Raw genomic sequence first — 15,129 nt, 5'->3', positions numbered from 1 at the left:
ATGGCTATAGAAAATGTTATGATGATGAACGTTGTAGGCAAAATAAACTACGTCGACCGTTTCGCTAAAGACATTTTTCTTTTCAATGATATCCAGATTGTTGATGCCATGAACGAAATTGATACCGGGCGTTTTACTTTGCCAGTCTGCGAAGAAAACATCGGTGAGCTGCTGGGATTTGCCCAGCTCGTTCCTGGCGAGAACATGGTGGATGAGAAGATTTTTGTGCAGAAGGTACAAAAATTAAATGAGCTTTACGACAATAAGCTGACCCTGGATACAAAAGCCCTGTCCAAAAAGGAATACGACCTTGGTGAAATTCTTGAAAAAGCCGATCGTTTCCAAAACTATCTGGATACGGAATTTGAAAATCTTGGAAAAGCGCGGGAAGAACTTAAAAAAGTTAACACGAGTATTGAAGCCTACGAATACATCAAAAATATTGATGTAAAGATGGAAGATTTAAACAACATGGAATACTTCACCTATACCATCGGCTCTGTCTCTAAAGACAACGCGGCCAGGTTAAAGAGTATTTACAACACGGTTACTTCCATTGTGTTCCATGTGGGGGACACCAGCCAGAACGAAGAGGTCTTTCTGATTATTTCACCTAAGGATTTTGAGGTGGAGACCAACCGTATTTTAAAGGCGTTGAATTTCAAGCTGGTTGAAGGCTATGACGATGCTTATGTAAAAGTACCGGGAGATATTTTAACAGACCTGGGGCTTGAGAAAGTAAAACTGGAAAAAACAATTTTCGAAAATGAAACGCTGCTTAGAAAACACCGCGATGAAAACAGAGTGGAAGCAGAAGAAGTTTTTAATGTGCTCACACTTTATGCAAACTTGAATATCATTAAAAAGTACATGGCTTTCAGCGATGAAAACTTCTATTTTTCCGGCTGGGTCTCCAAAAAAGACAGAGCGGCCCTGGAAAAGATCGCTGCGCAGTATGACAATATGATTGTCATGTTCACCGATCCCGACGCGGCCAATAAACCGCCGACAAAAATGAAAAACAACTGGGTTTTCAGGCCCTTTGAGACACTGGTAAAAATGTACGGGGTGCCAGCATATAACGAGTTAGATCCCACCCCATTTCTCAGTATCACATATTTATTTTGCTTTGGGTATATGTTTGGGGATGTAGGCCAAGGTCTTGTCCTATTACTGGCCGGCTATATCTTAGGCAAACGGGGAGTAGAATTGGGGCATGTTATTGCACGGATGGCATGCAGTTCCATTATTTTTGGCTTCATATACGGAAGTATATTTGGTAATGAGTCGATTCTGCCGACACTTTGGGTCAGACCTTTTGAAAACATCAATACGGTGCTTTTGACGGCAGTTGTGATCGGTGTGGTTATGCTGTTTATTGCTTATCTGTACAGCATCATCAACAAGCTGCGAGCGGGGGACATTAAAGAAGGACTCTTTGGCAAGAATGGTATTGCCGGCTTTGTCCTTTATATCAGCATCTTGTTGTGCGCGCTCTGCGCTACGGGGATCATCCCGGGCGGCAGTGCCTTTACACCGTTTTTGGCAGTTCTTGCAGTCGCGTTGGTCATCTTGGTGCTGCTGCGTGAGCCTATCGCCAATACCATCAGAAAAAGAAAATTATACGATACATCCGCAGGGGATTATTATGTGGAAAGCGGATTTGAGCTTTTTGAAATGCTGCTGGCCATGCTCAGCAACACCCTGTCGTTTATCAGAGTCGGGGCCTTCGCGCTGACTCACGTTGGACTGTTTATGGCATTTGAAACTCTGGCCACAATGGTGGGCGGCGGTTTCGGCGGTGTGATTGTTCTGATCATTGGTAATGTTTTAATCATCGTGCTGGAAGGTCTGATCGACTTTATCCAGTGCCTGAGATTACAGTTCTATGAACTGTTCAGTAAGTATTATACAGGCGACGGGGAAGAATTCGTCCCTCTGAGCAGTGAAATCAGAAACACACTTTAATCAAAATAACATGATCAATATTTCTATCCCTGATGGGATACACGAAGAAAAAGGAGTTTAAAATGAGTATTTTAACAATTATTACAATTTTAGCTGGTCTTTTAGTTCTGGCAACCATTGCCGGTGGTGTTTATTTTATTTATAAGGACTGCACCTCTGAACAGAGCCGCCTGAAAAAGTTTTTAAGATTTAATTTAGCCGGATTTATCCCGACTATGGCTGCTGCTTTAATTATGTTTGCTCCATCTGCTGTTGCTGCTGCTACCAATCCTGCCGGCATGTCCGACGCTGGTCTGGGTTACATTGGCGCCGCACTGTCTACCGGTTTGGCCTGTGTGGGTGCAGGTTACGCTGTTGGTGTCGTTGGTTCCGCCGCTCTTGGCGCTGTATCCGAAAATGAAAAGATTCTTGGTAAAACTCTGATCTACGTAGGCCTGGCTGAAGGGGTTGCCATTTACGGATTAATTATCTCTATCATGATCATCGGTAGTCTCTAAGCCTTTAAGGATATGACAAAATGAAATCTTTTGTGATCAGCGAAAATCGTGATTCCTATTTAGGCATGAAATTAGCTGGAATCGAAGGCGCCTACGTCAGAGATCAGGAAACCATTGAAAGTACGTTTAAAGAAGCCCTGAAGAACAGGGAAATCGGCATTATTTTTCTGACCGAAAAGGCTTATTTAATGATCGAGGATCTCGTACTGGATACCAAAAAAAAGGTTCTCTTCCCTTTGATCACGGTCATACCGGACCGCTATGGTTATCAGAGAGAGCAGGGAATCATCACCCAATATATTAAAGAATCCGTAGGATTGTAAGGAAGTGAACACATGATATCAGTTGAAGAAAAACTTGGTGTCTTTACACAATATCTCCTAAGGAAACAACGCGAATGGGGCAAGCAGACCATCAATACAGCGAAGGATAAAAAGCTGGAAATGGTGAAGGCTTCTGGTGAAAAAATCAAGGAAGAAAAACGCAGTATCGAAGAACGCGGTTACCACGTTATTTTCCGTGATAAGAACAAAATCATCGCCCAGGGTAAAAACACTGCAAAAACAGAGCTTTTGGAAGAAAAAAGCCGTATTTTGGAGGATTTTAAACAGGCGGTGCTGGATGAAGCCAGAAATTATGTCGGCACAGAAATCTACCGCGGTTACCTTGTAAAATGTCTGGAAAAGGTTCCGAGCATTTTGAGAGACCGCAGGGATATCATTATTTTTGTAAATGACCCGGACAGTGCGTTTGTCAAACAAAACGCCTCAAAGGTTCTGCCCGATTACACCATCACATTTGATGCATTACCTGCAGGCACCATTGGGGGCATTGTAGTCAGAGACACAGACAATCGTATAAATTGTGACTTTACCGTTGAAAATCTTGTTCGTACCAACTACAAGACAATCGGTATGCACTTAAATGAAGTAATGGAAAAGCAGGTGGGTTAATTGAGTAATGAAGTAAAGAATGAAGTAAAAGGCGTTATTTCAGGCATCAACGGACCCGTTGTTACAGGAACCAATATGACCGCCTTCAAAATGCGTGAAATGGTCATGGTTGGCAAGAAAAAGCTGATCGGTGAAGTCATTGTACTGGACGGCGACATCGGAACGATCCAGGTATATGAAGAAACCGAAGGCCTGATGCCCGGCGAGGAAATCCTGTCAACCGGGATGCCTTTAAGCGTAAAGCTTGGACCGGGGATGCTAAAAAATATGTTCGATGGTATCCAGCGTCCGCTGGAAAAAATTCAGGAAATCTCACCGGTTTTTATTCCGGAAGGGATCGGCCTGATGTCCATTGATGAAGAAAAAATGTGGGATTACAAAGCCAGACTGAGTGTTGGCGATACCGTAAAACCCGGACAGATCTTTGGGACTGTACAGGAAACCCTGATGATTGAGCACCGCCTCATGGTGCCGCCGAACGTAAAGGGCACTGTTGTGGAAGCCAGAGAAGACGGCAGTTACAATATCGAAACAGTATTGGTTGTTGTTGAGGATGAAAGAAAGAGACGGCACGAGCTCAAAATGTACCAGGAATGGCCGGTAAGAACACCGCGTCCGACCAGGTTCAGAAGAGAGCCGGAAAAACCACTGGTCACCGGCCAGCGTATCATTGACTTTTTCTTCCCCATTGCCAAGGGCGGTACAGCAGCCATCCCTGGTGGTTTTGGTACAGGTAAGACCACAACCCAGCATCAGCTGGCCAAATGGTCTGATGCGGATATTATTATTTATATCGGCTGCGGCGAACGTGGTAATGAAATGACCGAGGTTATCGAAGATTTCCCAGGCCTCATCGACCCGAAATCCGGCGAATCCATCATGGAACGTACGGTTATGATCGCCAACACCTCAAACATGCCGGTTGCGGCCCGTGAAGCCAGTATTTATACGGGCATTACCATGGCAGAATATTTCAGAGATATGGGCTATGACGTGGCCATGATGGCAGACTCCACCTCCCGTTGGGCAGAAGCCCTGCGTGAAATCTCCGGCCGTCTGGAAGAAATGCCGGCTGAAGAAGGTTATCCGGCCTATCTCTCATCCCGTATCGCAGAGTTTTACGAACGCGCAGGCTCTGTAGACACCTTGTGCGGGGAGGAGGGCTCCATCAGTATTGTCGGCGCCGTATCACCGGCTGGCGGGGACTTCTCAGAACCTGTTACCGAAAATACCAAGCGCTATGTCAACACCTTCCTGGCGCTGGATAAGAACCTGGCTTACGCCCGCCACTATCCTGCCATCAACTGGATGGAAAGCTATTCCGGCTATGTGAAGCTGCTGACGGACTGGTATGAAGATAACGTGGCGGAGGACAGCATCCAGCTTCGGAATAAAATGCTGGATCTTCTGTTTCAGGAAAACAAGCTTCAGGAAATGGTTATGCTCATCGGTGAAGACGCGCTGCCAGATGACCAGCGCTGGGTACTCAGTATCGCCAAGCTCATCCGAGTCGGCTTCCTGCAGCAAAATACCTTTGACGATACCGATACCTATGTACCGCTTGAAAAACAGTACCGCATGTTAAAGATTATGGATTATCTCTATGAAAAAGGGCTGGTTGGCCTGAAGCAGGGGATACCGACATCTGTGCTGTACAATGAAAAAATCTTTGATGATGTCATCAAGATGAAATACAATATTCCGAATGATGATTTTAGTGGTATTGATGTCCTGAGACAGGATATTGATGAATACTACGATGATCTCATGCGCAGATATCAGGATTAAGGAGGCACAGTATGCAGAGAGAATATCTAAAAATAGACAACATTAACGGGCCTCTTATTCTGATCACAGACGTTGAGGATGTTTTTTACGGCGAGGTTGTAAACATTCAGGACCAGGCCACCGGCGAAGTGAAAAAGGGGAAGGTCATCAAAATTGATGGCACGACCATCACCGTCCAGGTGTTCCAGTCCACAGCCGGCCTGGCAGCAGAAAACAGCGTTACCCGCTTTACAGGCGACGCCTTTAAAATCCCGATGTCCATGGACCTCATGGGCCGTGTGTTTAACGGGATTGGAGAGCCCATTGATAACGGTGCGGATATCTTCAGTACCATTGAATCCAATATCAACGGGGCGCCCATCAACCCCATGAGCCGTGAATACCCGCGTAACTTTATTCAGACGGGTATCTCCGCTATCGACGTGCTGATGACCCTTATCCGTGGCCAGAAGCTGCCGATCTTCTCCGGAAACGGCCTGTCACATAACGAGCTGGCCGCACAGATCGTGCGTCAGGCAAAGCTGAGTGACGACGTGGACGAACAGTTCGCCATTGTGTTTGCCGCCATTGGTGTTAAGCACGATGATGAAAAGTTCTTCCGCAAAACCTTCGAGGAAGCCAATGTCATGGACCGGGTTGTCATGTTTGTCAACTATGCCGATGACCCGGTAGCAGAAAGAAACACCGCGCCGCGGTGTGCGCTGACGGTTGCCGAATATCTGGCTTTCCAGAAAGACATGCACATTCTGGTTGTCATGAGCGATATTACCGCTTACTGCGAGGGCTTACGTGAAATTTCCTCCGCCCGTGAAGAAGTACCAAGCCGTAAGGGCTACCCTGGCTACATGTACTCCGACCTGGCGGCACTATACGAACGCGCTGGTATGTTAAAGAGCAGCAAGGGTTCGATCACCTTCTTGCCGATTCTGACCATGCCGAATGATGATATCACCCACCCGATTCCTGACTTAACGGGTTATATTACCGAAGGCCAGATCGTGTTGGGACGTGATTTGTTCCAGCGGAGTATTTATCCGCCGATTGATGTCCTGCCATCCCTCTCCCGTCTTATGAAGGACGGTATCGGGGAGGGGTACACCCGTGAAGACCATCAGGATCTGGCCAACCAGCTGTTTGCCGCTTATTCCAGAGTGCAGGAAGTCCGTGACCTGTCCCAGATTATGGGTGAGGATGACCTTTCCGAAACTGACAAGCTGTATATGGAGTTTGGCCGCGCCTTTGAAGATGAATTCCTGAGCCAGGACTTTGATGAAAACCGGACCATTTATGAAAGTCTGGACCTTGGCTGGAAGCTGTTAACCATTCTGCCAGTCACAGAGCTTGACCGTCTGAGTCCAAAACTGATCGAAAAATATCTGCCAAAGAAGAATGCGTAGGTGATCATTTATGGCCATTAAAATCACGCCGACTAAGGCAAATTTAATCAAGTCGAAGTCAAGCCTGGCCTTTTCAACCAAAGGGTATAACCTGCTCGATAAAAAGCGGACCGTCCTGATTCAGGAAATCATGAAGCTGGTCAAGCAGTCCGAGGAGATCGAACAGCAAATCACCGAAATTTTTAAGGAAGCTTATATTGCATTACAGCAGGTAACCATCAGCATGGGCCTCAACCACGTTGAGGAATATGCCTTATCCATCCCGCAGGAAGAAGACTTTGACGTTCGTACCCGAAGCGTCATGGGCGTCGATATTCCAGAGATCGTGGATAACGTGGACAAGAATAAAAATTTCAGCCTGCCCTATGGCTTCCATGAAAATAATCCGGCCCTGGATGTGGCCATCGAGAAATTTAACGAGGTTAAGCATCTATCCTATAAATTGGCAGAAATCGAGAGTACAGCCTTCAAGCTGTCCATTGAGATCAAAAAAACACAGAAAAGTGCCAATGCTCTGGATAAAATTCAGATTCCAAAGCTTAAGGATCAAATTAAATACATCGAAGAAAGCATCGAAGAAAAAGACAGGGAAGAGAACTTCCGCATTAAAAAGGTCAAAAAACATAATCAATCATAACGTAACGTTACAAAAACCACCGTTTTCGGTGGTTTTTCTTATTTTGCCTGTTTTTCAGGTCATCTTTACAAAGTCGACCAAATTTTTTGAAATTGTTACAATATTAAGATTTATTGACACTTTAGTTGAATTTTGATAAAATTTATAGTGAAATTATTATTTTTTCTATTATACTTTCAACCGTTTTTCCAAAAGAAGAACACAAGAAAATGAAAGGAAGCAATTATTTATGAGTGAATTCATGAGCAGTCATTGGAAAAAGATCGTTGGTATGATTTTCTTAATCGTATTGACCGTTGCCATGGGCATTGCCTGTGCCTTTACAATGACCAAGAACATTGAAGTATCACTGGACGAAAACACCGGAAACGGCAGCGTCCAGACCCAGACACTGGCCAGCCAGCGTCAGTCCCAGATCGGCGAAGTGCTCAAGCAAAAGGGCTATCCTGTCGATACCAGTGAGTACACTGTCAGCGTCCCCCTTGATACCAAGGTGAAAGATGTCGACAATGTTACCATTAAAAAGAACGCCAAGGGAACCTTAAACGTGGACGGAAACGGCCATACCTATGATTCCACAGCCGACACGGTCGGAGACCTGTTAAAGGATCAGAACATTACCTTGGGTGCGAGCGATGTAGTGGTGCCATCAGCAGATACCCCCTTGACCACAGAGGTTAAAGAGGTCAAAATCGTCCGCCGTGAGGAAAAGGAAGAAAGCCGTATGGAGGCCATTCCCTTTGAGGTTAAACAGACTGTTAATCCTGAGCTTGAAGATGGAAAACAGAATATCATAACCGCAGGCGTAAACGGCAGCAAGAAAATTACCGATAAGCTGATCTACGAGGATGGCATTCTGGTCAGCCGTGAAACCGTATCGGCTCAGACCGTGCTGGAGCCAGTGACCGAAGTCATTGAAGTCGGCAGCAAGGTAACCACCGAAGTAAAACAGGAAACCCGTGAAGAATCCATTGCCTTTTCCAGCCAGAAGGTCGAAAACCCAGAGCTGGAACAGGGAAAAACCAATGTAAAAACCGCTGGTGTCAACGGCACAGCCAAGATCACCGAAAATGTAACCTACGAAAATGGCAAGGAAACTGCCCGTTCAGTTGTTTCTAAGGAAACCATTAAAGAGCCGGTGACCGAAGTCGTAGAGGTTGGAACAAAAGCCGCAGAACCGGCGCCAACTCCGACACCTGAACCCACACCCGAGGCCACACAGCCAGAAGCTCCCGCAGAACAGCCTGCTCCTGCACCGGAACCTGCTCCAGCCCCAACGCCAGAGCCCGCCCCGGCACCTGAGCCAGAACCTGAACAGCCTGCAGAAGAAAGCAATGGGATTGATCTGAGTAATGCGACCCATTTTACCGCAAACTGTACCGCTTATGTGGCAACCGGTAACGCGACAGCTTCCGGCGCATGGCCCACATCCGGCCATACCATCGCAGCCGATCTGTCCAATTATCCCATTGGCACCAGAATCTATATTCCATATTTTGACACTGTATTTACCGTAGAAGACAGTGGCGGTGCTGTAAAAGGCAATGTCATTGACATCTTCTTTGACAGCTACGCCGAAGCCATCAGCTTTGGACGCCGTAATCTGGATGCTTATGTGTTAAATTAAATCGAAATCGTAAACCTCTCTGCGCACCGGGTAATCCCGGTTTTGCAGAGAGGTTTTTTTGTTGAAGAATATTGATGAAAGCTTTAAAGTGTACGCGGTCCTGAATTCTTGGGACGGTTGAGATATACTCATTATAAAAAGAAAAAGACTCGTAGACTATTCAAAGTCTGCGAACAAAACGCTGTGTCAAAGTCCTAGCAACCACCTTGGAAAAATTTGACCATATCCTTGACCAGAGAAGGATTTGAAATTAAAAATGAAAATATAAAGAAAATGGCTCAAAATCAAGATATTCAAGCTTTATTCTAACCATGTTTTGACCACATCAGTCTTTTATAAATAAGAAACGAAAATTTGACGAAAAACACTTTTATTGTTAAAATATAGACATAAATTGACTTTGAAGAAAAATATTTAATTTTTTTAAAAAAGTTGATGCTTTTTTCATTACCTAATGTTATAATAGGTATCGCAGTTAAATTATAAAAAAGTGAAATAAAAAAAAGACTCGCAGACTTTGAATAGTCTGCGAACAAATGGAGGCCCTAAAATGAGTGCGGGATACGCCATCACGACGTACAAAATACAGCTGAATTACAAGCATTTAGACTGGTTTAAACAAACCCAGTCTCTCTTTGACGCTGTCCTGGCATTCTACTATGAGCTGCTCGAGAAGCAGCCCGAAGCACTCAGTCTCTCCAATCAAAATTTACTGCGCCATTTAGAGCTGCAGACCATAAAACAGCGAGACGGCACCCCGCCCGAAACGCCCCTGCCCTTTGAGAAAATCCCCCTGTACTTTAGACGCGCCGCCATCAACGCGGCCATCAGCATGTATAGGAGTTATATGGGAAAGCTCAAGGCGTGGCAGGAAGGCCCGATAAAAAGCGGAAAGCCCAGCCCGCCAAAGTGTCTGCATATGTCCGTGCTCTACTACAAAGGCATGTACAAAGACTTTGACGAAAAAAGCATACTGCTCAAGCTCTACACCGGCAAAACCTGGGCCTGGGTCAAGCACCGTTATACGGGTAGACCCTTTCCAGAAAACGCCGAGCTTATGAGCCCGACCATTGTCATCAAAAAGAAAAAAGTCATGCTCCACATCCCCGTCAAGGAGATCGTGGAAGACAGCCGGACCGCCAAAGAGCGCGTAAAACAAAACGAAAAGTTTGTCGCCGTGGCCTTAACCGGTTCCGACAGCCTCGCAGTTTGTACCACCATCGAAGCAGACGGTCGTGCCACCACCCCATATTTCATTAAAGGCGGAAAAGAACTGGCCCACCGTAGGAAGCTGCTTCTAGGGTATACCAAACGCGGCATTGCTGGGAACGATATGACGCACACTGTAGGGAACGCTGCCCTCAGCGTTCCGCAAGAGCATCGTCCAAATGCGAAATATTATGAAAAAATCACCCGCATCACCGACCACTACGCCCATGAGGTAAGCCGAAAGATCGTCGATTACGCCATTAAACAGGGCGCCAAACTCATCGTCCTGCCCGAGCTCAAAGAAAGCTTCAATCAGGCGAAAAAGCCCTACCTGGGCAAAACACCCTACGACTTTATCGGAAGGCGCATCGCGCGATACGTCCAGTACAAAGCCTGGCGAAAAGGCCTGGTCGCCATGACCAGCAAGCCCTACTACGCCAGCACACGATGCTACCACTGCGATGCCCCCATCGCCAGGCACAACACCGAGTACCAGAACCCCAGCGCCAACTTCTACGGCGGAAAAAACTTCGTCTGTAAAGAAGGCCACCGGGGGAGTACAGCGCTGAACAGCGCGAGGAATCTGGGAAAAGGGTTTTATTACAAATTTTATCAGGGTGTTGCCTGATAAACATAGTGGTTGAGCTAATTATAATTAAATCCTGTGAAGAAATTTATAGGTGTGCTTTTCGTCTATAAGGCCAGAAGTACAGGTTTAGCACCACCTGTTTTTATTTCGCGTCGCATTGTGTTTGGTTTTTTCTATGTATTATAGAAAAGATAAACACAATGCGACGAAAGTAAAGATTAAAGGATCATTTTTGATCATGAGTGCTACGAGTTTTAAATTTAAGCATAAGGAAATCTTGAAATGAACATACCATTTTCACCGCCTGATATCCGACAGGAAGATATTGATGAAGTCATCGCAGCCCTTAAATCCGGCTGGATCACTACCGGCCCCCGAACAAAGGCCTTTGAAAAAAAGCTTTCAGAATACTGCCATACCCAAAAGACCGCCTGCCTCAGCGCAGCCACCACCGCCCTGGAGCTGACCCTGAGAATCCTCGGCGTTGGGCCAGGCGATGAGGTCATTGTGCCTGCCTATACCTATACCGCCTCCGCCAGCGTGGTGGCGCATGTGGGGGCAAAGCTCGTGCTGGTAGACAGTACTCCGAACGCTTTTCACGTCAATCCCAAAGCCATCGAAAAAGCCATTACCAGGCGAACCAAAGCCGTGATCCCCGTGGACATCGGCGGCGTCATGTGCGATTACGACGAAATCTTTGAAGCCGTTGAGGCCAAAAGAAGCCTGTTTAAGCCCGGAAAAAACGACCTTCAGAAAGCCATCGGCCGGGTAGCCGTCATCGCCGACGGCGCCCACTCCTTAGGAGCACAGTACAGAGGCAGAATGAGCGGGGAAGTCGCCGACTTCACCACCTTCTCCTTCCATGCCGTCAAGAACCTGACCACCGCCGAAGGCGGAGCCGTGACCTGGAAACCCACCAAAGGCATTGACGATGAAACCATCTATCACCAGTTCATGCTCTGGTCCCTCCACGGGCAGTCCAAAGACGCCCTGGCAAAAACACAAAAAGGCGCCTGGGAATACGACATCATCTATCCCGGTTATAAATGCAATATGACCGATCTGCAGGCCGCCTTGGGCCTGAAACAGCTCGAACGGTACGACGCGATTATCAAACGCAGAAAAGAAATCATTCAAAGATATAACGATGCATTTGCAGACCTGCCCGTCGAAGTGATGCCCCACGACACCAAAGACAAGCACTCCAGCGCCCATCTCTATCTTATGCGGCTAAAGGATAAAAATAGCGATTACCGCAACGCCCTGATCACCGAGCTGGCAGAGCGTGGCATTGCCACAAACGTCCACTATAAGCCACTGCCCATGCACACCGCCTATAAAAACCTGGGGTTTGATATGAAGCAGTACCCCTGGGCCTATACGATGTATAAGAATGAGATCACCCTGCCGCTGCATACCTGTCTGAGTGATGAGGAAGTGGACTATATCATAAAAAATATACAAGAGATCATTCAAAGAGAAATGCAAAGCGAGGCCATAGCGTCATGATTTATAAAAAGTATGGAAAAAGATGCTGTGACATAATCCTGTCCATTGTAGGTCTTCCCTTCTTTGCCATCGTTTTTATCCCAACAGCCATCGCCATTAAGGCAGAAGACCGCGGACCGGTTTTTTACAATGCCCCGAGGTTAGGAAAAGACGGCAAAACCTTTAAAATGTATAAATTCAGGTCGATGAAAGTCAACGCACCAGATATCCGTTTAGAAGACGGCTCGACATACAATGGTGAAGATGACCCAAGAGTGACGAAGATTGGCAAGTTTATCCGCAAAACGAGTATTGATGAGACACCACAGCTGCTGAACGTGCTTAAAGGCGATATGAGCTTTATTGGGCCGAGACCAGATTTACCAGAACACCAAAAAGAATACATTGGTGATGAAAAAAGAAAATTAGAAGTAAGACCCGGTATTTCAGGGTATTCACAAGCTTATTACCGCAACTCCATTGAATGGAAAGAGCGTATTAAAAACGATATTTACTATATTGACCACTTGACACTCAGATTAGATATCAAAGTTTTTTTAAAAACAATCACAACCATTCTTAAAAAAGATAGTGTGTTTGTAATAGATAAACCGATGGAGAAACAAAAATGCTGAACACACAAAATCCTTTTACAGTAAAAAAGCTGGAATGGGACAGCGAGTATTTTGGCGTTTCATCTTGCCGGGTTGATTTGAACAGAGAAATCAATCAAAAAGATTTCATGACAATGATGCAGGAAGTCAGAGATTATCACTTCGTATCCCTGAACAATCATGGAAATCAAGCCTATAACAACTATTTAATAGGCAAGAACACAAATGCCTTTTTAGTAGATACAAATATTCAATTCATAAAAAGAATAAAAACTAAACAGGAAACAATCGATTCGTTAAAGTTAAATTTTTTTGTAAATAATAGGCAGCAAAGAAATGAAGACATACTGACAATTTCAAAAGAAGCATTCACTATTTCAAAATTTACAAACGACCCTTTTTTAAAAGAAAGAAAAGGAGAGCTCGTCTATTACCATTGGGCTAAGAATGCTTTTAAACAAGAAGATAAATATTTTTTAAAAGCTCAATTCAATGAAAAAATTTATGGTTTCATTCTGTTTAGAATGGAAGAAGAAAGCGCAGTGATTGAACTGATCGCAGTGGATAAACAACAGAAAGGAAAGCATGTTGGAAGAAATATGCTTAAATATCTGGAAAGTTACTTGAGTCAACTAAGCACAAAAACCTTAAAAGTAGGAACACAGTTGGATAATGTAGATGCTATTAATTTTTACCATAGCTGTAATTTTAAAGAAAAAGAAAAAATGACTGTTTACCATTGGTGGGAATAAAATATGAGGATTTTATATATATCAACAATTTTCCCAAAAGAAAATGAGGGATCAACAATATATACGGATCTAGCTGAGGAGTTAACATTAAAAGGTCATCAAGTGGTGGTAGCGGTAGCTGATTCGCAAGTAAAAGAGAATAGCTTGAAGAAAGAAAGAGGCATACCTGTTTTAAGAATAAAAGTAAAGCCTTACTACAATGTCAGTTATTTTAAAAAAGGGATAGCTGCTTTAACGATGAACAAAAAATTGACTAGAGGAATTCAAAAAATTATTACTAATGACGTTTTTGATTTTATTCTATTTGAATCACCTCCGGTAACATTATATCAGACCGTTCGGTCGTGTATGTATTACTATGATTGTCCATCGTATTTAATGTTAAAAGATATTTTTCCTCAAAATGGTGTTGATCTAGGATTATATAAAAAGAATGGTTTAATTCATGCTTTTTTTCAAAGAAAAGAAAGATCACTTTATCAAACAGCCACTTATATTGGTTGTATGTCTGAAGCGAATCGAGAATACCTTATCAAACATAATCCGTATATAGATAGTTCTAAAGTGAAAATTTTTCCTAATACCAAGAAGATTAAAGAACGAGTATTTGTTAAAAATAAAAATTTAAGTTATAGAAAAAAATATCAAATTCCGCAAGAGGCAGTTGTTTTTGTCTTCGGTGGAAATATGGGAAAACCTCAGGCCATTGATTTTTTGGTGCAAGCGGTTATTCGACTTAAAGATGAAAAAAATATTTTCTTTTTATTAGTTGGCCGAGGATCTGAAAAAGAAAAAGCAAAAAAAGAATTAAATTTAGCAAAAGCGAAAAACTTTCGGCTGATCGATAACTTACCTCGAAAGGATTATGAAGCTCTTATTCAAGAATGCGATGTTGGACTAATTCTATTAGACCATCGATTTACTATTCCGAACTATCCATCAAGGGTTTTATCTTACATGGAACAAGGAATGCCAGTTATAGCGGCAACAGACAGAGTAACAGACATTTTAAAAATGATTAAAGAAAGTCGATGTGGTCTTACTGGTTATTCTGATGAAATGGATGTATTTATTAATAATATCCATCAGTTAGCCCAAAACAAAGAAAAGAGGGTAGTGATGGGAAATAACGGCAGAAAATATTTAGAGAAAAATTTTGACATATGTTATTCAATACAACAACTAGAACAACTAGAACAACAATTTAGTTTAGGAGTAAGCCATGTTTGAAGGAGAAACCCTACTCATCACGGGCGGTACCGGCAGCTTCGGCCACGCCGTGCTCAACCGCTTTTTAAAAACCGAAATCAAGGAAATCCGCATTTTCTCAAGAGACGAAAAGAAACAGGACGACATGCGCCATGAATATCAAGCCAAATGCCCAGAGATCAGTGAAAAAATAAAATTCTATATCGGCGATGTGAGGAACCTGCGGAGTGTGAAGGACGCCATGCACGGCGTGGACTATGTCTTCCACGCCGCTGCCTTAAAACAGGTGCCCTCCTGCGAGTTTTTTCCTATTGAGGCCGTCAAGACCAACGTTATCGGCACTGACAACGTGCTGACCGCTGCCATCGAAGAAGGCGTCAAAAAAGTCATCTGTCTGTCCA

At 44.3% G+C, this 15,129-nt stretch carries 14 protein-coding genes; all 14 read left to right on the top strand.

Annotated elements, in window-relative coordinates; translation table 11 throughout:
• A complete protein-coding gene (locus FYJ53_RS20535) occupies nucleotides 1-1,968 on the top strand; it encodes a V-type ATP synthase subunit I (protein WP_013380725.1) in 1,968 nt (655 codons plus the stop codon).
• Between the two features lie 62 nt (nucleotides 1,969-2,030).
• Entirely contained in the window at nucleotides 2,031-2,465 is a 435-nt protein-coding gene (locus FYJ53_RS20530) for an ATP synthase subunit C (protein ID WP_013380724.1), read from the top strand.
• 20 nt (nucleotides 2,466-2,485) lie between these two features.
• A complete protein-coding gene (locus tag FYJ53_RS20525) occupies nucleotides 2,486-2,788 on the top strand; it encodes a V-type ATP synthase subunit F (RefSeq protein ID WP_148430500.1) in 303 nt (100 codons plus the stop codon).
• 12 nt (nucleotides 2,789-2,800) lie between these two features.
• Complete coding sequence (locus tag FYJ53_RS20520; protein WP_070081239.1) at nucleotides 2,801-3,418, top strand: V-type ATP synthase subunit E; 618 nt, start codon at nucleotides 2,801-2,803, stop codon at nucleotides 3,416-3,418.
• The gene (locus tag FYJ53_RS20515; protein ID WP_148430502.1) at nucleotides 3,419-5,206 is read left to right on the top strand and encodes a V-type ATP synthase subunit A; all 1,788 of its coding nucleotides are present in this window, start codon (nucleotides 3,419-3,421) and stop codon (nucleotides 5,204-5,206) included.
• A gap of 11 nt (nucleotides 5,207-5,217) precedes the next feature.
• Nucleotides 5,218-6,603: a V-type ATP synthase subunit B gene (locus FYJ53_RS20510; RefSeq protein WP_038351487.1), complete on the top strand. Its 1,386-nt coding sequence runs from the start codon at nucleotides 5,218-5,220 to the stop codon at nucleotides 6,601-6,603.
• 10 nt (nucleotides 6,604-6,613) lie between these two features.
• Nucleotides 6,614-7,240, top strand: coding sequence for a V-type ATP synthase subunit D (locus FYJ53_RS20505; protein WP_013380719.1), 627 nt, complete (start codon nucleotides 6,614-6,616; stop codon nucleotides 7,238-7,240).
• A gap of 229 nt (nucleotides 7,241-7,469) precedes the next feature.
• Nucleotides 7,470-8,867 (top strand): 3D domain-containing protein, encoded by a 1,398-nt coding sequence (locus FYJ53_RS20500; protein WP_148430504.1) that lies wholly within the window; start codon nucleotides 7,470-7,472, stop codon nucleotides 8,865-8,867.
• Nucleotides 8,868-9,417: 550 nt separating this feature from the next.
• The gene (locus tag FYJ53_RS20495) at nucleotides 9,418-10,704 is read left to right on the top strand and encodes a hypothetical protein (RefSeq protein WP_154557727.1); all 1,287 of its coding nucleotides are present in this window, start codon (nucleotides 9,418-9,420) and stop codon (nucleotides 10,702-10,704) included.
• A 243-nt stretch (nucleotides 10,705-10,947) separates the two neighbouring features.
• Nucleotides 10,948-12,174 (top strand): DegT/DnrJ/EryC1/StrS aminotransferase family protein, encoded by a 1,227-nt coding sequence (locus FYJ53_RS20490; protein WP_148430508.1) that lies wholly within the window; start codon nucleotides 10,948-10,950, stop codon nucleotides 12,172-12,174.
• Entirely contained in the window at nucleotides 12,171-12,788 is a 618-nt protein-coding gene (locus FYJ53_RS20485) for a sugar transferase (protein WP_154557726.1), read from the top strand. Before FYJ53_RS20490 ends, FYJ53_RS20485 begins: the two co-directional genes overlap by 4 nt.
• Complete coding sequence (locus FYJ53_RS20480) at nucleotides 12,782-13,519, top strand: N-acetyltransferase (RefSeq protein ID WP_148430509.1); 738 nt, start codon at nucleotides 12,782-12,784, stop codon at nucleotides 13,517-13,519. The genes FYJ53_RS20485 and FYJ53_RS20480 overlap by 7 nt, the downstream gene beginning before the upstream one ends.
• 3 nt (nucleotides 13,520-13,522) lie before the next feature.
• On the top strand, nucleotides 13,523-14,749 hold the full coding sequence (locus FYJ53_RS20475) for a glycosyltransferase family 4 protein (protein ID WP_148430511.1): 1,227 nt from the start codon (nucleotides 13,523-13,525) through the stop codon (nucleotides 14,747-14,749).
• Nucleotides 14,742-15,129 (top strand): polysaccharide biosynthesis protein (locus FYJ53_RS20470; protein WP_154557725.1); only part of this gene is annotated, 388 nt, incomplete at its 3' end. The genes FYJ53_RS20475 and FYJ53_RS20470, both read left to right, overlap by 8 nt.

The organism is Eubacterium sp. BL-380-WT-2B (assembly GCF_009696115.1).
GTDB lineage: Bacteria > Bacillota > Clostridia > Eubacteriales > Eubacteriaceae > Eubacterium > Eubacterium callanderi.
The sequence above is the reverse complement of the archived record's forward strand: the minus strand, read 5'-3'. Positions and strand labels throughout refer to the sequence as shown.

Excerpts from the sequence above, each read along its gene's own strand:
- FYJ53_RS20490 (WP_148430508.1), top strand. The coding sequence starts at position 10,948 with ATGAACATACCATTTTCACCGCCTGATATCCGACAGGAAGATATTGAT.
- FYJ53_RS20505 (WP_013380719.1), top strand. The coding sequence starts at position 6,614 with ATGGCCATTAAAATCACGCCGACTAAGGCAAATTTAATCAAGTCGAAG.
- FYJ53_RS20530 (WP_013380724.1), top strand. The coding sequence starts at position 2,031 with ATGAGTATTTTAACAATTATTACAATTTTAGCTGGTCTTTTAGTTCTG.
- FYJ53_RS20495 (WP_154557727.1), top strand. The coding sequence starts at position 9,418 with ATGAGTGCGGGATACGCCATCACGACGTACAAAATACAGCTGAATTAC.
- FYJ53_RS20520 (WP_070081239.1), top strand. The coding sequence starts at position 2,801 with ATGATATCAGTTGAAGAAAAACTTGGTGTCTTTACACAATATCTCCTA.
- FYJ53_RS20480 (WP_148430509.1), top strand. The coding sequence starts at position 12,782 with ATGCTGAACACACAAAATCCTTTTACAGTAAAAAAGCTGGAATGGGAC.
- FYJ53_RS20500 (WP_148430504.1), top strand. The coding sequence starts at position 7,470 with ATGAGTGAATTCATGAGCAGTCATTGGAAAAAGATCGTTGGTATGATT.
- FYJ53_RS20525 (WP_148430500.1), top strand. The coding sequence starts at position 2,486 with ATGAAATCTTTTGTGATCAGCGAAAATCGTGATTCCTATTTAGGCATG.
- FYJ53_RS20485 (WP_154557726.1), top strand. The coding sequence starts at position 12,171 with ATGATTTATAAAAAGTATGGAAAAAGATGCTGTGACATAATCCTGTCC.
- FYJ53_RS20535 (WP_013380725.1), top strand. The coding sequence starts at position 1 with ATGGCTATAGAAAATGTTATGATGATGAACGTTGTAGGCAAAATAAAC.
- FYJ53_RS20475 (WP_148430511.1), top strand. The coding sequence starts at position 13,523 with ATGAGGATTTTATATATATCAACAATTTTCCCAAAAGAAAATGAGGGA.
- FYJ53_RS20510 (WP_038351487.1), top strand. The coding sequence starts at position 5,218 with ATGCAGAGAGAATATCTAAAAATAGACAACATTAACGGGCCTCTTATT.